17 protein-coding genes, 1 tRNA gene and 1 pseudogene are annotated in these 16,380 nt (G+C 44.3%); 7 read left to right on the forward strand and 12 right to left on the reverse strand.

The annotated features are described in order from the left end of the window. The first annotated feature begins 13 nt into the window (after positions 1-13). Positions 14-301 carry a DUF2442 domain-containing protein gene (locus JUI58_RS25395; RefSeq protein WP_204106655.1) on the forward strand — a complete coding sequence of 96 codons (288 nt, stop codon included), beginning with the start codon at positions 14-16 and terminating at the stop codon, positions 299-301. Positions 302-591: 290 nt separating this feature from the next. On the opposite strand, the gene JUI58_RS25400 is transcribed toward JUI58_RS25395, so the two are convergent. The 4 genes from JUI58_RS25400 to JUI58_RS25415 form a co-directional block, all read right to left on the reverse strand. Beyond that, positions 592-927 carry a type II toxin-antitoxin system PemK/MazF family toxin gene (locus tag JUI58_RS25400; RefSeq protein WP_204106656.1) on the reverse strand — a complete coding sequence of 112 codons (336 nt, stop codon included), beginning with the start codon at positions 925-927 and terminating at the stop codon, positions 592-594. Continuing rightward, positions 914-1,147 (reverse strand): hypothetical protein, encoded by a 234-nt coding sequence (locus JUI58_RS25405; protein WP_204106657.1) that lies wholly within the window; start codon positions 1,145-1,147, stop codon positions 914-916. Before JUI58_RS25405 ends, JUI58_RS25400 begins: the two co-directional genes overlap by 14 nt. Positions 1,148-1,314: 167 nt before the next feature. Next, the gene (locus JUI58_RS25410) at positions 1,315-1,509 is read right to left on the reverse strand and encodes a hypothetical protein (protein ID WP_204106658.1); all 195 of its coding nucleotides are present in this window, start codon (positions 1,507-1,509) and stop codon (positions 1,315-1,317) included. Next, complete coding sequence (locus JUI58_RS25415) at positions 1,506-1,880, reverse strand: DUF433 domain-containing protein (protein WP_204106659.1); 375 nt, start codon at positions 1,878-1,880, stop codon at positions 1,506-1,508. The genes JUI58_RS25410 and JUI58_RS25415 overlap by 4 nt, the downstream gene beginning before the upstream one ends. Positions 1,881-2,215: 335 nt before the next feature. Between JUI58_RS25415 and atpD the strand changes: the two genes are divergently transcribed. Both atpD and atpC read left to right on the forward strand, forming a co-directional pair. Beyond that, positions 2,216-3,667 (forward strand): F0F1 ATP synthase subunit beta, encoded by a 1,452-nt coding sequence (gene atpD / locus JUI58_RS25420; protein WP_204106660.1) that lies wholly within the window; start codon positions 2,216-2,218, stop codon positions 3,665-3,667. A 94-nt stretch (positions 3,668-3,761) separates the two neighbouring features. Further along, positions 3,762-4,178 (forward strand): ATP synthase F1 subunit epsilon, encoded by a 417-nt coding sequence (atpC, locus tag JUI58_RS25425; RefSeq protein WP_204106661.1) that lies wholly within the window; start codon positions 3,762-3,764, stop codon positions 4,176-4,178. A gap of 62 nt (positions 4,179-4,240) precedes the next feature. Here the strand turns inward: atpC and JUI58_RS25430 are convergent, their stop codons facing one another. Further along, on the reverse strand, positions 4,241-4,543 hold the full coding sequence (locus JUI58_RS25430) for a 30S ribosomal protein PSRP-3 (RefSeq protein WP_204106671.1): 303 nt from the start codon (positions 4,541-4,543) through the stop codon (positions 4,241-4,243). Positions 4,544-4,645: 102 nt separating this feature from the next. Between JUI58_RS25430 and JUI58_RS25435 the strand changes: the two genes are divergently transcribed. The 4 genes and pseudogenes from JUI58_RS25435 to JUI58_RS25450 all read left to right on the forward strand — a co-directional run. Continuing rightward, on the forward strand, positions 4,646-5,419 hold the full coding sequence (locus JUI58_RS25435; protein WP_204106662.1) for a TIGR01548 family HAD-type hydrolase: 774 nt from the start codon (positions 4,646-4,648) through the stop codon (positions 5,417-5,419). A 121-nt stretch (positions 5,420-5,540) separates the two neighbouring features. Beyond that, positions 5,541-6,629, forward strand: coding sequence for a WD40 repeat domain-containing protein (locus tag JUI58_RS25440; protein ID WP_204106663.1), 1,089 nt, complete (start codon positions 5,541-5,543; stop codon positions 6,627-6,629). A 185-nt stretch (positions 6,630-6,814) separates the two neighbouring features. Continuing rightward, on the forward strand, positions 6,815-7,087 hold the full coding sequence (locus JUI58_RS25445) for a hypothetical protein (protein WP_204106664.1): 273 nt from the start codon (positions 6,815-6,817) through the stop codon (positions 7,085-7,087). Then, a pseudogene (locus JUI58_RS25450) lies at positions 7,084-7,326 on the forward strand (clan AA aspartic protease); the annotation flags it as partial. The gene JUI58_RS25445 and the pseudogene JUI58_RS25450, both read left to right, overlap by 4 nt. Before the next feature lie 335 nt (positions 7,327-7,661). On the opposite strand, the gene JUI58_RS25455 reads toward JUI58_RS25450, so the two are convergent. From JUI58_RS25455 to JUI58_RS25485, 7 genes are all read right to left on the reverse strand, one after another. Continuing rightward, a tRNA-Met gene (locus tag JUI58_RS25455) sits at positions 7,662-7,735 on the reverse strand. A 124-nt stretch (positions 7,736-7,859) separates the two neighbouring features. Then, positions 7,860-9,809 (reverse strand): peptidoglycan DD-metalloendopeptidase family protein, encoded by a 1,950-nt coding sequence (locus tag JUI58_RS25460; protein ID WP_204106666.1) that lies wholly within the window; start codon positions 9,807-9,809, stop codon positions 7,860-7,862. A gap of 610 nt (positions 9,810-10,419) precedes the next feature. Next, complete coding sequence (locus JUI58_RS25465; protein WP_204106667.1) at positions 10,420-10,914, reverse strand: tRNA (cytidine(34)-2'-O)-methyltransferase; 495 nt, start codon at positions 10,912-10,914, stop codon at positions 10,420-10,422. Between the two features lie 287 nt (positions 10,915-11,201). Next, positions 11,202-12,341: a glutamate--cysteine ligase gene (gene gshA / locus JUI58_RS25470; RefSeq protein WP_204106668.1), complete on the reverse strand. Its 1,140-nt coding sequence runs from the start codon at positions 12,339-12,341 to the stop codon at positions 11,202-11,204. Positions 12,342-12,379: 38 nt separating this feature from the next. Further along, a complete protein-coding gene (locus JUI58_RS25475; protein WP_204106669.1) occupies positions 12,380-13,915 on the reverse strand; it encodes a hypothetical protein in 1,536 nt (511 codons plus the stop codon). After that, complete coding sequence (locus JUI58_RS25480; protein ID WP_204106670.1) at positions 13,912-14,280, reverse strand: hypothetical protein; 369 nt, start codon at positions 14,278-14,280, stop codon at positions 13,912-13,914. Before JUI58_RS25480 ends, JUI58_RS25475 begins: the two co-directional genes overlap by 4 nt. 44 nt (positions 14,281-14,324) lie before the next feature. Continuing rightward, positions 14,325-16,367: a CHAT domain-containing tetratricopeptide repeat protein gene (locus JUI58_RS25485; RefSeq protein ID WP_348539976.1), complete on the reverse strand. Its 2,043-nt coding sequence runs from the start codon at positions 16,365-16,367 to the stop codon at positions 14,325-14,327. Between the last annotated feature and the right edge of the window lie 13 nt (positions 16,368-16,380).

The raw sequence follows: 16,380 nt of genomic DNA on the forward strand, positions 1-16,380 counted from the left end.
TGAGAGTATAACAATGAAATTTCCTCGTATTTTTTCTGCTGAAGCGATCGACGATCGCACATTATTAGTCAAATTCACCAATCAAGGAATTCGTAAATACGATATTTCTAAATTGTTGGAAAATCCTCTATTTTCCTTGTTAAGAAATCCTCAATTTTTAAGAAACTTTCGAGTTGAACCGGGAGGATATGGTCTAGTTTGGAATGAAAATATCGACATCAGTGAATATGAACTGTGGAAAAATGGAATTGCTGTCACTGAAGAAGAAATTGTTGCCCCAGTTGAATCTACACATTGTTGAAAATTGCGATCGCTTTTCTTTCTCCTACTATTTGAAAAGAGCGATCGCACCACCCGAAAAAATATCAGAAATGCGATCGTGTTTGCCAATTTTTTTGGGTGGAATCTGGAACATTTTGGGTGCATATCGAAAATTGGTGTATGCAATACGCCCCTACCCAACATTTATTTTCTACCCCTACAAAACCGCCCAATCCTATTATTTTACCGTAGGGGTGCAATGCTTGCACCCTTTTTCTTTTTCGATAATAGAGATCGCTTTTCTTTCTCCTACTATCTAATTTGATATCACTAACTTACTAGATAATCGCTGAGAGTTTTGAGCAGATGTTGATGTCTTTCTGATGAAATAGCTCCAATAGAACCGATTATTTTATTGAGAGGAACTAAAGCAAGAAAACTTAAGCGAATTAAAGATTGAGTTCGTAAACCACTGGTTGAAAAATCTGGATCGGAAGAAGAAATAATATCGTCAAAATCTACAACTTCTTGATGGAGTTGGGTGCTAATTCCACAGACAAGGAAATCTTGATAAGGTGGTAATTCGCGAAGCAGGACAACTGGACGGTTCTTAATTGTACCGTCAGCTTGAGGAATTGGAGTGAGAACAACATCAGCTTCCTTCATAATCAGGATTCACTGTTTTAATAGCATTCAGTGGATAATCATCGTCTTCAGCATAGGCATTGTTGAGTTGATTTTCAGACAAAGATAACCATGCTTCGCGTTCTCTAGATTGTTCTGGGAGAATTGTAACAATCAGTTTTGTGTTGGGTTGAAAGGGATAAGGTTCATCTAGTTGAATAGATTGGCCATCGAAATGGGCTGATAAAGAAATAACCTTCATGGTCGAGCAATGAATGAATACGATCGCATTCTTCCATTGTATCATCTAATGAAAAAGGGCGATCGCTTCTCCTTCTCGAACTATCCAAAAAGAGAGATCGCATCACTTGGAAAAATATCAGAAATGCGTTCACGAAGTGTCTCAGAATGAGAATCGCTTCTCTTTCTCTAACTATTCAAAAAGGGCGATCGTTTTTCTTGTGCAAATCGCCAAACAACGCGATCGCTACTTTTAACGGATAGTCCAATTTCAGCAAAGTTTACAAAGCGAATAGAAACCAGATCGAGCCAACCTTGATTTCCTAGACTCCCAAATAGGATAATTGCGTGTCCTTCTAAATTATGATCGATTAAAAATTTCATACTTGAGATGCACGTTTTTCTCTAATTGCTTTCAGTTTTGCACGTGCTTTTTCTGTTCCGGGTTTGGGAGGCTGCGCTGCAATGCGTTCAAATAATTCTCGATTTCTTTCTTGCCAATATTGTTTGAGTTCTTCGGCTTCTTTGAGAATAGTTTTATATTCGGTTTCAACTTCAGGACGATGTTTTTCAATGTAGGATAATGCTGCATCAATCTGTTCGTTTGTCAGGTTAAATAATGCTTGAATAAATTTAGGAGGATATTGCGCTATTACATAGTCCATAATGTCATACAGCGTAATGCGAGTTCCTGCGATCGCCAGTCCTCTTTCTGTGCGTGCGATCGCTGTGTCGGTTTGAGTGTGAGCCGTCATCTTTATCAATAGAATGGGTTCTCTTTGAGTTTAACATTGTTTGCTCGAGAGGCAATTCTCGTTCCGAGACACTTTGCGATCGCATCCCTTGGGGAAATATCAGAAATGCGATCGCCACTCCCTCATGCCAAATGTTTCGTAAATCATAAATTTAGTGGGAGAGGGGGTCAGGGAATGATAATCTGTAGAATGGAAAATTTCACATTAGCTTAAGACTTTCCTGCAATCCAGTGCGATCGCGATCGGTTATTGCTCTTAATGCCGTTGCCAAAAAATCGGTAGCACTAAGTGTCCGGATTGTCAAGCATAACGAACTGTCAAAATAGCATTTAAGCATGGTAGCCACAACAGAACAAACCAACATTGGAAAAATCGTGCAAGTCATCGGTCCCGTCATCGATGCTGAATTTCCAAGGGGAAAAATGCCGCAAATTTATACGGCGTTAAGAATTGAAGGCACAAACTCAGCCGGTAATACTGTCGCCGTGACCTGTGAAGTCCAACAACTCCTTGGCGATAATCGAGTCCGCGCTGTTGCCATGAGTGGAACGGATGGACTGGTACGAGGCATGGATGTCGTCGATACGAACGCTCCCATCACTGTCCCCGTTGGCAAAGTAACCCTCGGTCGCATCTTCAATGTTTTGGGAGAACCCGTTGATAATAAAGGGGATGTCGGTGCCTCAGAGACTTCTTCCATTCATCGTTTTGCGCCTAAACTCACGGAACTGGAAATCAAACCAACAGTATTTGAAACTGGGGTTAAGGTCATTGACCTTCTGACTCCTTACCGTCGTGGCGGCAAAATCGGTCTATTTGGCGGTGCGGGTGTAGGCAAAACCGTCATTATGATGGAATTGATCAACAATATTGCCATTAACCACGGGGGGGTTTCCGTGTTTGCTGGTGTAGGAGAACGAACTCGTGAAGGAAACGATCTCTACAATGAGATGATCGAATCCAAGGTTATCGACTCAGATAATCTCAACGAGTCCAAAATTGCCTTGGTTTACGGGCAAATGAACGAACCCCCCGGCGCTCGGATGCGGGTAGGTTTATCGGCTTTGACGATGGCGGAATATTTTCGCGATGTCAACAAGCAAGATGTATTGCTCTTTATTGACAATATTTTCCGGTTCGTGCAAGCAGGTGCGGAAGTTTCGGCACTCCTCGGACGGATGCCGTCTGCGGTAGGATATCAGCCGACGTTGGGAACCGATATGGGAGATTTGCAAGAGCGCATTACCTCTACGAAGGAAGGTTCGATCACTTCAATTCAAGCGGTTTACGTGCCTGCGGATGATTTAACCGACCCCGCACCAGCAACAACTTTTGCTCACTTGGATGGAACTACGGTACTGTCTCGAGGTTTGGCTTCTAAGGGCATTTATCCGGCGGTAGATCCCCTCGATTCAACTTCTACGATGCTACAACCGAATATTGTTGGTGACGAACACTACGATACGGCTCGGGCGGTACAGGCGACTTTGCAGCGCTATAAGGAATTGCAAGATATTATTGCTATTCTCGGTTTAGACGAACTTTCTGAGGACGATCGCCTCGCTGTCGATCGCGCTCGCAAGATCGAACGTTTCTTGTCTCAGCCTTTCTTTGTGGCTGAGGTCTTTACTGGCTCTCCTGGGAAATATGTAACCTTGAAGGACACGGTTAAGGGTTTCCAGATGATTCTTAATGGTGAGTTGGACGATCTCCCCGAACAAGCATTTTACTTGGTCGGTGATATTGAGGAAGCGAAGGCTAAGGCTGAAAAAATGAAAAAAGGTTAATTTCCGTGATTTGGTTATCAGTTATCAGTTATCACTAACTGGTAATTGATGACCGATGACTGGTTTTCAGAAAGAACTAAGGAATTAAAGAACAATGACATTAAATCTTCGGGTTATTTCTCCCGATAAGACGGTTTGGGATGATACCTGTCAAGAGATTATTTTACCGAGCAGCACGGGACAGTTAGGGATTTTGAGCGGTCACGCTCCTCTTTTAACGGCTCTAGATGTTGGGGTGATGCGGGTACGTCCAGAGAAAGATTGGCAGACGATCGCGCTCTTTGGTGGCTTTGCAGAAGTTGAAGAGAATACGGTGACAATTCTGGTCAACGGCGCTCAACGAGGAGATAGTATCGATCTCGAAGAAGCAAAGGCTGACTATGAAGAGGCGATCGCCGCTCTCAATAAAGTTGCTGAGGGCGATCGGCAAGGTAAAATTCAGGCGGAACAAGCCTTGAAACGGACGCGATCGCTGTTTCAAGCTGCGGGAGGCATGGTTAAAGATAATTAAGTCTAAACCAAAGCGGGACGGAGAAAATTTCTCCGTCCCGTACATTTGTCCCAAAGGTATTTTTAATTACTACCTGTAAAAACAACTTCTGGAAATTTATCTTGAGCTTTGTTCATGGGAGTACGCTTGCCTTCTTCTTGCCAGTAGTTAATCACTTCCGTGGCTTTATTGAGAAGTTCGATACGCTCGGTTTCACCGATCCAATGTTTGGCTTCTAATTCGGTTTTAAGTTCCTCCCAAGCATCCGTGCGCGGCCAGAAAAAATACTTGGTTAAAGGACTGGTTCCTTTCCCGACGATTTGATCGACGGCGATCGCCACATTTGCATCCAACCACAGGATCTTTAAGATAAATCTAGGTTCTATTTCCAATGACACCTCCTATTTGCGTCTCAGACGAGTTAAAAAATAAATCGACAATTTACTATTATATCTTAGATTTAGGATAGCACTAAAATAAACATAAACATGATTATTGTTTTTGATATCGATGGTGTAGTGCGAGATGTGGGTAATTCTTATCGTCGCGCCCTAGCAGATACGGTGGAAGAGTTTACCCAGGGGGGCTATCGTCCCAGCCAAGAGGACATCGATCGCCTCAAATCTGAGGGAATTTGGAATAATGATTGGGAGGGCTCCCAAGAGTTAATTTATCGTTATTTTGAGTCCCAAGGCAAAAAGCGGGCTGAAATTGAATTGAATTATGCGGCGATCGTTGAGTTTTTCCAATCTCGCTATCGCGGTGCAGACGGTGAAAATTTCAATGGTTACATTACCACAGAACCGCTATTATTGCAAGCAAAATATTTAGAAACTTTGAGTAAAAATGGGATAGCATGGGGCTTTTTTAGCGGTGCTACCCGAGGGTCTGCGGAATATGTTTTAGGAAGGCGTTTGGGGTTAGAAAATCCGGTTTTAATTGCGATGGAAGATGCACCTGGAAAGCCCGATCCAACGGGTCTTTTTGAGACTGTGAAACAGTTAGAAATAAAGCACAATTTGGCAGCAAATTTGCCTGTATTTTATGCGGGGGATACAGTGGCAGATATGTACACGGTAGAGAAAGCAAGGGAATTATATCCAGAAAGAATATGGATAGGTGTTGGCATTTTACCCCCTCATGTTCAATCGAGTCCAGAATCGAGAGAAAGCTATGAGACGCAGTTAGCACAAGCAGGGGCTAAGATTGTTTTAGGGAATGTACAAGAATTGAATTCCGAGAGGGTGCATCAGTTAATATAGAAGAAAACAAAAGGAGTCTGAAAGGGTGCATCTTAGATTTTTCGAGCTTAGAGGAGTTATCTAATTGGTTGGAAAACCGCGATTAATCTTACCCTGATATTGTTATTGAGTTTAATTAGTCATGAAAATTTTTCTATTTTTATCAGTTTTATGGATTGCTTCTTTTTCTACAATTATTCCTGTTTTTGCTGATGATGCGATCGCGCCGGAGATTGAAGATATCTATGAGTTTAACCAAGAAGAAGAAACAATTCCTCTTACAGACAAATCAATTATTAAACAATGGCTTAATGTGGATATCTTGCATATTTTAGAAGGGCATAATGCTCCGATTATGTCTTTAGCATTTAGTCCCGATGGTCAAACTTTAGCCAGTGGAGGAAGTGAAAATGATGGCAGTATTTATGTTTGGAATGTTGATTCTGGACGGAGAATAAGGCGCAACCGCAGTCAAAATGGAAGAGTTACCGCGATCGCGATCGCCGCCGAAGGAGAGCTTATCATCAGTAGTAGCGATGTTGCAGGAGTTTCCTTATGGGAATGGCAAAACCGTAATCGAAAAACAAACAAACGCTGGATTTTAGGACATCAAAATAATGTTCTTTCCCTTGCTATTACCCCGGATAGTCAAGTCTTAATTAGCGGCGGTTTGGATGGGATTCGCGTTTGGGATTTACGCACCATGAAACCGCTTTATAACCTAGTACGTTTTGAATTAATTAATGCTTTAGCAATTCATCCTAACGGTTATATTTTAGCCAGTGGCGGACAGGATGGAACGATTAAATTATGGAATTTAAGAACAGGAGAAGTTTCCACTACAATTGATGCTCATACTGAAACCATTGATGCTTTAGCCTTTACTCCCGATGGAGAAATTCTGATTTCTGGGAGTCACGATCGCACAATCAAACTTTGGCGATCGGCAACAGGTCAGTTATTAAATACCTTAGTAGGACATACAGGGAATATTAATGCGATCGCAGTGCATCCCAGTGGTACTTTCTTTGCCAGTGGAAGTCGAGATGGGATTCGACTTTGGAATCTAGAAACAGGGGAACTCATTAACGCTTTTACGGGACATCCAGACTGGATTGAAGCCTTAGCTTTTAGTCCGGATGGTGCAATATTAGCCAGTGGTGGATTTGACGATCGCATTAAACTTTGGCATCCTGTTTCGCCAGAATTAATTAACAATGATACAGAATAAACATCCTCTCGTCCCTAAACGCGATCGCCATTTTCCTAGTGAATTTTTGAAACATTGCTAAACTTAACAGCACTGCTTTTGGTTGCCCTTCTTGGACTAAGGCGATCGCCTAAAAATCACGACTTGGAGCAGATTCTGGTTAGTTATAATGATAAATAAGGCAACGATAGAGGAAAATCCAAATTATGGTAGTCCGTCAACCCCGCTATAGCAAAGAAGAATTCGCCCAACGTGGCGATCTAATTTACCAAACGCAAATACGTCCACAAGTCGAAGCAGGCGATCGCGGGAAGATTGTGGCGATCGACCTCGAAACTGGAGATTTTGAAATTGATGCGCGTGAAATAGCTGCTTGCACTAAGCTCGAAGCCCGTCATCCAGATGCTCAAATCTGGATTGTGCGAGTTGGTTCTCGCCACGTTCGACGATTTGGTGGACGAATAAAGAGAACTGTATGATATCAGGAATTGTTAACGCAGATTTTGAGGCGATTATCTCGCTTTCGATATGTGGCTCTGATGGAAAAATTTACAAACAAGATGCGATCGTCGATACAGGCTTTAACGGTTGGCTTTCATTTCCACCAGACTTGATCGATCGGCTAAATCTGAAATGGAAAAGAAGAGGGCGTGCTATTCTTGGTGATGGTAGTGAATGCGTTTTTAATGTTTACGAAGCAGTTGTATTTTGGGATGGACAATTAAACGATAACTAAGTGCGATCGCAAGATGACTCAAACCCTAACCTTACAAGTTCCCGATACCGTTTATCGCCGCCTCGTTGATACGGCTCGGGCAACTAAACGCCCCCTAGAAGACATTATGCTGAGAGTTTTGGAAGTGGGTAGTCCTCCCATTTGGACGGATGTTCCTGAAGAATTCCAAGCCGATCTCGCTGCCTTAGACAAAATGGAAGATGAGGCATTGTGGACAATTACCTATAGTCAAATGTCCGAAGAATTAGCAGAACGGGCAACTGAATTATTAGAATTTACCGATCGCGAATTAACAGTAAGCGAACAATACATTTCAATGGCTCGAGGCAGATTTGAACTGCCGACCTTGGGCTTATGAGTCCCCTGCTCTAACCAACTGAGCTACCGAGCCTTTCTTTCTTTTTTGCCTTGACTAGGATAACACAATTTTTATGAATTTGGCTACCCATAAAAAAAACGAGTAAGTTTTTCTTACTCGTTTTTTAGATTAAAATTCTAGATTCAAAGGAATCAATTTAGCGATTTTTGGGTAAAAACGCCATTGGATTCGCTGCACCGCTTCCAGAAGGGTGAACCTCAAAGTGCAGGTGAGGTCCCGTGCTGAAGCCTGTGCTACCCATCAGAGAAATTTGTTGACCTTGCTCCACCCGTTCGCCTTGACGAACGATAATTTTGCTGTTATGAGCATAGCGGGTCAAACTGCCATCGGGGTGACGAATATCCACTAAATTGCCATAACCGCCAGAATTCCAACCGGCTGAGACAACTTCACCAGATCCGGCTGCATAGATAGGAGTTCCCGTAGGAGCCGCAATGTCAATCCCTTTGTGCATCCGTCCCCAACGAGGTCCGTAGCCAGAAGTTAGGGTACCGCGAGCCGGCCACATATAGCCGTTAAAGACTTGAGGGCTATCGGGTAGGTAGCGATCGCGATCCTCTAAAGGTGGAATTTGCGGTTCTACGGTTTGTCCCGCCGGCATTTCCAAGAGGCGATTATAACCTTGTGATGGAGCCGGAGCCGTGGCAACTAAAGGAGTTTGAGAACTGTTAGACCGTTCTGTTGACGGGGTAACAGGAAGATTTTGATTGCGATTTTGACGGCGATCTTCAACAGGAACCATCAGAGAGGGTTTTGATAAAGTATTCCCCTCGATCGCACCAGGAACCCCTGCTACAGGACGAGCCGGAACCCTTGCTTGAGCAGGTAACGGAGCAATAACTTCGTTATGGTTTTGACGATATTCCTCCCGCAACCGCATAATATCGTTCTTGAGTTGCTCCAAACGAGCATCATCTGAATCAAGAGATTGGATTCGCGCTTGGGTTGTCGTTTGAGCAATCAAAGTCGGTTCGGAAGTCTCCGTAGCGTAAACCGCAGTGGGAGATTGACTGACTAGATCCCGGACTTCCCGAGAGCGGGGGATTTTCAATTCGCGATCGACTTGCAGCAAGCGAGGATCGCTAATTTCATTACTTTGCATCAACTCGGAGACTAAGATGCCATGACCATCAGCAATGGTCTGGAGGGTATCTCCGACGCGAACGCGATAAACGGCTCCTGTAACCGCAGATAAGCTCACAGCTTGGCTTTCTGCTTGTTTAGAGGAATTAAGATTAACCGTCGGTATAATGGTAGTGTTTGCGGATTCAACACCCACAACTACTCCATTTTCTTGAGTCTTAGTCGTCGCGATCGCTTCTCGGGGAACAACCACCGAACTTTTCCTAGAGGTAGGCGCGACTGCTTGGAGCGTTTTTAATGTGTCGGTAGATGCAGGAGATTTGCTTAAATCTTTACGAGTCGAAGATTCGTTCTCCTCTGTATTGCTGGCATCGAAAATGAAGGGTGTTTTGCTCGTTTCTTCGAGAGCATCAACCTTGGAATTCTCTTCACTCACGCCACTAATGGCGGTGGCGGGAATTTTTAAAGTTTGTCCGACAGCCAAGACCTCTTCAGATTCAATGGCATTAGAAGCGGCAATAGTTTCTGGGTTAGTCCCATAATCATTGGAAATTTCCCAAAGGGTATCTCCCTGCTCAACTTTATGCTCGATAATTGGAGAGGCAACAACAGAAGGCACGGGTGTTGTTGTCTGTGTTGTTGTCTGTTCCGTTTTCCATTCCGTTTTCGTTTCGGAAAGAGGCTCAATCCCTTTTGGGGCGATCGCCTTGGGAGCAGTATCAGATTTGGCTTCGGATAAAGACTGTAAAGGAATCGGAGCATTGGCGATCGCAGCTTCTGTGGCGATTGCTTGTCGGGTCTGACTGGGTAAAAGTACACCAGCCGTTGCGCCCATTGAGAGAGCGGCAATTCCCAAAACGGCAGCACTAGCACGGCGGGCGGCTTCGCTGGGATTGCTTTTGGGGGAGTTGGATTCCTTAGTAATGGGTTGGGAAGAATTTTGCAAGGAATTCACCGAACCGGAAGGAATGGATTTAGGGTTTTGTGCGTGAGAGGAAATCAACAACAACCTCCTAGTTGTAATGAGCGATTAACTTTTACGATTGAGACATCTGATTAAACACGGCTGACAATGCAACTCCTGCTCATCATTTTTCCCAAAAGCGCGACAGTGATCGCTGAAAGTTTAGTAAATTGAGTGACCTAGGTAAGATTACTCTGCTTTTCTAAACAAGTCAAATTTATTTTGGGTTTGATTGAGATGGGAGCGTTGAAACAACTTACCTCATCTCAAGCCTACTGTCCGGATCGAACGATTCAGGAATCGTCAGACCTTGGTATGTAGTTTATGTCCTGAATGGCAAGGAGTTGATGATTACTTTACGCTAACTTTGCAAAAATCGACAAGTCCCGAAAAGAGCAAATATAGAAATTTCTTATTAAACTTTCTGGATTTTGTATAATATAAGACTAAATTTTTGGTCATTTTGTCTTTACTCTTCCAGCCGAGTCTCGTTACTTTTGGTTTTACTTCATAACCACTAAGATATTTAATGATCTTAAGGGGAGAAATAGAAAAAATAAACTTCTTTATTGCTAATATTCACAGGCAATTGAGCCTGACTCTGTTTCTGAGGGCTTTAAAACTATAAAGAGATAATCAGTATTTTCCCTCAATCTGATTCCGATCGCCCTGTCTGATCCCCCGAGGAGAGATGGCCTAATTGTCTCCGCGCTTCAAATAAGACGATCGCGACGCTATTGGCTAAATTGAGGCTCCGAACTTCTTTTTGAGTCATGGGTATGTACAATGTTGCATCACATTTGTCAAGTATTTGTGGCGATAAACCTGAAGTTTCGCTGCCAAATAACAACCAATCATCTTCGCGAAAAGAAAAATCTGTGTAACTGCGATCGCCTCGAACGCTAAGGCCAAGGGTGCGACCTCCTGCCTCAAAGCAAACTTTCTCAAACTGTTCGATATCTGCGTGGTAATGGATATCGACATAAGGCCAGTAGTCCAAACCCGCTCTTTTGAGGTGGCGATCGCTGATTTCAAAGCCGAGAGGGGCAACCAAATGAAGTGGGGTTTCAGTTGCCGCACAGGTTCTAGCGATATTCCCTGTATTGGGAGGAATTTGGGGTTGAACGAGGACGATCTGGGGCATGGGTTAGATTAATTACTAGCAAGAAATACTGACTCGAGGAGTAATTGCTCATTTATCTCTTTTTTTCGGAGCCAACGGCAAGGGACGATTGATTAGTATTTGTAAAGTCTTGTTAATTTAATTCAGGAAAGTCAGGAACGAGAAATAAACGATAGAGGGAGAAAAAAGTCAAGTCTTGAATCATCAGTTTGTTCTTATCGAAGGTATAAGTAAATTGCAACAATCGATCGCCCTGGTGTCAAGCGATCGATTGGCGGTATCGCAGAAAATTTAGGAGGCAATTAGGCTCAAGCTGCCATCAGTTGACAAAGTTTATCCGCCAATTCGCCTTCTTGTTGTTCTGCCTCTTGAATGCTATGCAGGAGAATTTCCCGAGGAGAGAGTCCTTGTTCGTATTGAGTCAGCCATCGTTGTGCTTCATTACCCTCCCGCAGAATTTTAGGAAGGGGAGAGAGAAAACAAGTTAAACCGTGTTGTTTGGCGAGAAGGCTGGTTTCGTCGTACAGTTCTTCAATCCAATCTCGTGCGGAAATAGTTCTCCCGTCTTGCCAGTGCTGTAATTGAGCGTCTAAACTGTGACGCGCTACGGCCATTTCATTAGCATCAGCGAGATCCATGAGTTCTTCCCCAGTAAAAGAACTGAGAAGGAGGGGATCGAGGTCGAGTTGTGCTTGCAGTTGCAATAAGCGCACCTCGAGGAAGGCGACAATGGATAATAAGGCAATTGGATCGATAACCAGATCGCAAATTCGCAGTTCGAGACGGTTGAGATCGTAAGGACGGCGATCGCCATTGGGACGAACGGAGAGCCAGAGATGCCGTACATTTTGCATGGTTCCCAGTGCCAATTGTTCTTCGGTCCAGCGAATATAGTGGTCGTGACTGACGAAGAGAGGTACTTGGGCGGGAGTTTTCGGGAACATTCCCCATCGGGTTGAATGGTAGCCTGTGACTTTGCCATCTAAAAAGGGGGAAGAGGCGCTGAGTGCCAAATAAAGGGGCGCTTCTACCCGCAGGAGGCGACAGGCACGCATTAAGGTTTCGGGGTCGGAAATGCCGATATTAAGATGGATACTGGCGGTTACGACTTTGGTGTGGTAGGTCGTTTCAATATAAGTATGATAAGGATTGCCTGGATCGGAGCGATAAAATTGGCTGGTATCTCCTAGGGAGAGGGTGCTACCTGGGAGGATGGTGTAATCTCCTAGCGATCGCAGATAGGTTCTCAAACGCTGTCTCGGACGCACTAAGGCACAGAGTAGGCGATCGTAACAGCAATAGGGAGCCGTGGTGTATTCCACGTTACGATTATCGGGTTCGCGCACAAAACCGTTTAAATTTTTGGTGATTTTGTCGGAAAGACCAACAATATCCCCTTGAGGGGAACCCGTATAGAGTTCGATTTCACAACCTTTCGATAACAGCATGATTAAACGTTCCTTTGTTGGTGATTGGTTCTGGGAGACTATTCTTTAGGATTCATGTTAAGCCGCTTCTGTTCTTTAGGATTCATGTTAAGTCGCTTCTGTTCTTTAGGATTCATGTTAAGTCGCTTCTGTATCCATTTTGTGCATTTCCAGGCGGCGATCGCAACTGCGGTACTGCCAAAAACAGCAATAAAGAAGGGATGAGGGAGAGAAAATGGCAGTTCAATTTTGCGATCGAAGAGATACCAGGGTTGGGTGATGACTCCGGAACTTGAAGCGAGAATTGCTCCGGTTGCAATTCCTACCCCGATCGCCTCAATATTATCTTTGAGTTTTTTTTCTGTTTCTAGGCGATCGCGATCGCGTTCTGCTTGGTCAATTTCTACTAATCCGCGAATGGTGGCGATCGCTTTATCCAGTAAACTCGAACCTTGTTTAAAGTAGTTCAAATCGGCGGCAATTTGTTCTTGAAAGGCGATCGCTTCTTTGTCGGCAAAAAATTGAAAAGTATCGAGGGAATTTTGGGCGAGTTGTTCTAGTTCTACGAGGGTTGATTGATAGTTTTTGGTGTTAATGGCGATCGTATTGCGAGCATATTCGAGATTTCGCAGTTGTTGGGAATAGTTGAGGGAGTTTTTTAAGAGGGTTTTTAAGGTATTTTTGAGGGTTTGTAGATCGTCATCTGAGAGAGAAATGAGGGCTTCTTGATTGAGATGTTTTTGCTGAAAATGATTTAATTTGCTTTCATTCTCGATAACAATTTTATTGGCGCGATCGTAAACAAAACGGCTCTCTTGAAAAGTATTACTAATTTTGTGATAGTAGAGAAATAGTTCTGGTAATTCCCAATAACACTTTTCAAGGATAAAGGTGGGATTGTCATCAAAAAAGAACCAAATTAATAGATGTCCGTAAGGATTTTCACTGGAATTAATTTTAGGGTTGCCATATTCGTAGATATAACCGCCAAAAAGATTAGAAGTGCGATATAAAGGCGGAAGTTTTTCGGGATTTTCGAGGGCAAAAAAGTTGCACCAGCATTGTTTTGCTAAATCGTCTAAATCGCGGCTATTCTTGGGACGAGGTTGGTCTAAATAGGCGCTTAGGAGTAAAGTTTGGCCTAGATAACCGTCGGGAGTTTCTGAGGGAGTTTTAAAGCAGTTTTCGGGGTTAAAATCAGCTAAATCGGTAATTGAATATTGGTCATTACCGGGATTTTCAGGACAGCGAATATTAAGATTGAGAGCATAACTATCATGGATTGATTGAGGATAAATGAATCCATCTAATTTTCCATTTTTTGTGGTAAAATATTCGTAGTTTTTCGCATTTTCTTGGTTGTCACTTTGGAGCAAATCGAAACAGCGTGAGGGTCTATCTTCCCGAATAGAAAACTCTTGCTCGATCGCAAAAGCGGCAAATATTGCTTGATATTGCTTTTCGATCCATTGTGGGTTAATTGATGATAATTCTGGGGAGGGTGTTGAATCTACAGAAACCACTAAACCTGTATGATATTGATACTTAAACCAATAGAGACTCGGTGCATAAATTTGAGTAACTATTTCCTTCATTTTTTTCGTTTTTCCAGTTCCTTTTGCAACCCTGCCATGATGAGGGCTTGGTTATCAGTTATTATGGGTCTTTCGCCTTCAGGTATTTGAGGAATCACTTGGTTTTTTTTGCCGATATTAATGCGAACTTCTGGCCAATTTTCATTATTAAAACTGGTTTCAATGGCGGGATATTTTTCACACCAATCGATTATTTTTTTGGCGATTTCCCCATCAGAAACATCGCCAAGTTTTGCTAATTCTTGTTCTAATTCGGCTAAAGATTGCCATTCCTCTTCGCCGAATAAAGAAGAACCGCGATCGCCTTTTTCGCGTTCGAGAAGAGTCCAAAAGTCTTGAATAACTTGTTGAGATTCACTAAACATTGTTTTACTTTATCTCCATAATGACATGAAAGACGACACGATAATTATAATCCTATTGCGCCAAACCCTGCCCAATATTTTGGATGGGCAAAGGGAGGATCGGTTTTATAGCGGCGATGAAAACGAACTTCGTATTCTTCAATTTGGTTTTGGGGGAGTTTTAAATCATTACTTAACCATTGGAAAAAGTCGGATTTTGAGACGGTTTCGAGCCAATTTTGGGCAGTTTGGAGGGCAACAACAATGGAGGGAGAGGGACTCTCTCCTAATTGTCGATAGAAGCGAATGGCTAAAAATGCTGTAGCAAAATCATCTACGCACCAGAAACTACTCACCACAGAAGCACTCCCAGCGTAAAAAAAGCCACTGGCTAACCCCACATACTCATCGGTGAGTTTACTGCTGAGAAGTCCGGTTTCGCAAGCAGAAAGCATAACGAGGACACAGCTAGGAAGTTCTAGATTAGCGTAGATTTCCCGCAGGGTGAGTCCTTGGTGTTCTGTATCGAAGCGGCGACCGTCCCGCAGTGTTAGAGTGGATCGATCGCCTTTTGTGGGAGGTGCATCCCCAGCTAAAACGAGGGCAGAATTCAAGGGATTTTCGCTGTCAAAGCCACCGTGACAGGAAAAATGAATGAAACGACTCTGACTCAGTTGTGCGAGGGTTTCTGGACTGTTTAAGGCGGCTTTATTGGCGGCTTTGTTTTTGAGGATGTAGCTGTTGGGGTCAAAAGGTTGGCGGATGGTTTCCACTTCGACTTCTGTGTAAGGGAGGTCTTGGGTGGGGTTTTGGATCGCGAAGAATTGGGAAGCGGTGGCGCGTTGACGGCGGTTTTGCAAATGTGCGAGGATTTGGCAACTGGGAGCATAGCGCACTCCCTCCGCAAAGCATTTCTGTAATATCTTTATTTCCTCTTCACTGGTGACTGATAAGGCTTGTAAGGGGAACAGGTGCAGGTATAGGTGGGGGATGAGGATGAGGGCGTTACAGGTTGAGGGAATTAGGGTTAGGAGTTGGGTGAGGTTGAGGCATTGGGCGAGGTCGTCGAGGCGGGAGGAGAGGCGATCGTACCAACTGGGTTGGCGATAGTCGGAGAAGTAGGTTTCGTTGAAATTGTCGAGGTTTTGGCGTTGTTGGAGGGTATAGCGGTGCAGTTGGATGTGAGGGCGGTTGTCGCGGAGGGTGATGATGAAGGCATAAGCCCCTAAGTTGGTGTCTTGGGGGAGATACCATTCGATCGCGGCGGTTGTAGGGGTGAGAAGTTGGCTGAAGTCGGGGAGTTGGGGCGAGGTAATCGCGATCGCCTGAAAGTCGGGGTCGTCGATTTCTGCGAGGAGTGTCTCCCGTTGTTGCAGGAGGCTTTGTAGTGGGGTTTGTTGGGGGGGTGCGGTGGTGGGGGTCTGTCCCTGTCGTCCTTCTCCGTTGCTGGGACTGTCCCCGAGGGCTGTGTCTCCTTGGAAGGACTGTTGCAGAGCGGCAATTTCTCGGTTCAGTTGACGGTAGCGTTGTTGTTGCGCGGGAGTGGCGTTTTTGGGGATGAGGTCGGCTTGGCTGAGGATTTCGCTCAGGGTACGGGATTTACTGCGCTCGACGGTGAGAAGTGCCTGTTCGTAGCGTTCTAAGGTGACACAGGCTTGCACCATTTTACCGTAGATGGGCAGGGCATCTTCGAGGAGTTGGCGTTTGGTTTGGGGGTAGGTTGCCCAGTTGCGGCTTTGTTCTACAGCACGAATGGCGCGATCGTAGCCGAAGATGGCGTTTTCCCAGTCTTCTTGCTCAAATCCTAAGTTACCGAGGTTGCGTCCGGTTTGGAGGCATTTTAGGGGCAAGGCTTCAGGGGTATATTCTTGTAAAGCGGCTTGGAAGCAGGCGATCGCCAGTTCGAGATTCTCCCCCCGCTCTCCCCTGATGCGGTTACGGTAGGCAATACCCAGATTATGTTGCGTCCTTGCCCATTTTTCGGGAAAGGCTTCGCGGGTATAGACTTGTAAAGCGGCTTGGTAGCAGGCGATCGCCAGTTCGAGATTCTCCCCCCGCTCTCCCCTGATGCGGTCAGAGTAGGCAGAACCCAGATTATTTTGCGTAATTGCCCAATCTTAG

The organism is Spirulina sp. CCY15215 (assembly GCF_016888125.1).
Lineage (GTDB): Bacteria > Cyanobacteriota > Cyanobacteriia > Cyanobacteriales > Spirulinaceae > CCY15215.

Bases quoted from the DNA above. Each gene is read 5' to 3' on its own strand.
- JUI58_RS25395 (WP_204106655.1), top strand. From the start codon at position 14: ATGAAATTTCCTCGTATTTTTTCTGCTGAAGCGATCGACGATCGCACA.
- JUI58_RS25400 (WP_204106656.1), bottom strand. From the start codon at position 927: ATGAAGGAAGCTGATGTTGTTCTCACTCCAATTCCTCAAGCTGACGGT.
- JUI58_RS25405 (WP_204106657.1), bottom strand. From the start codon at position 1,147: ATGAAGGTTATTTCTTTATCAGCCCATTTCGATGGCCAATCTATTCAA.
- JUI58_RS25410 (WP_204106658.1), bottom strand. From the start codon at position 1,509: ATGAAATTTTTAATCGATCATAATTTAGAAGGACACGCAATTATCCTA.
- JUI58_RS25415 (WP_204106659.1), bottom strand. From the start codon at position 1,880: ATGACGGCTCACACTCAAACCGACACAGCGATCGCACGCACAGAAAGA.
- atpD (WP_204106660.1), top strand. From the start codon at position 2,216: ATGGTAGCCACAACAGAACAAACCAACATTGGAAAAATCGTGCAAGTC.
- atpC (WP_204106661.1), top strand. From the start codon at position 3,762: ATGACATTAAATCTTCGGGTTATTTCTCCCGATAAGACGGTTTGGGAT.
- JUI58_RS25435 (WP_204106662.1), top strand. From the start codon at position 4,646: ATGATTATTGTTTTTGATATCGATGGTGTAGTGCGAGATGTGGGTAAT.
- JUI58_RS25440 (WP_204106663.1), top strand. From the start codon at position 5,541: ATGAAAATTTTTCTATTTTTATCAGTTTTATGGATTGCTTCTTTTTCT.
- JUI58_RS25445 (WP_204106664.1), top strand. From the start codon at position 6,815: ATGGTAGTCCGTCAACCCCGCTATAGCAAAGAAGAATTCGCCCAACGT.
- JUI58_RS25465 (WP_204106667.1), bottom strand. From the start codon at position 10,914: ATGCCCCAGATCGTCCTCGTTCAACCCCAAATTCCTCCCAATACAGGG.
- gshA (WP_204106668.1), bottom strand. From the start codon at position 12,341: ATGCTGTTATCGAAAGGTTGTGAAATCGAACTCTATACGGGTTCCCCT.
- JUI58_RS25475 (WP_204106669.1), bottom strand. From the start codon at position 13,915: ATGAAGGAAATAGTTACTCAAATTTATGCACCGAGTCTCTATTGGTTT.
- JUI58_RS25480 (WP_204106670.1), bottom strand. From the start codon at position 14,280: ATGTTTAGTGAATCTCAACAAGTTATTCAAGACTTTTGGACTCTTCTC.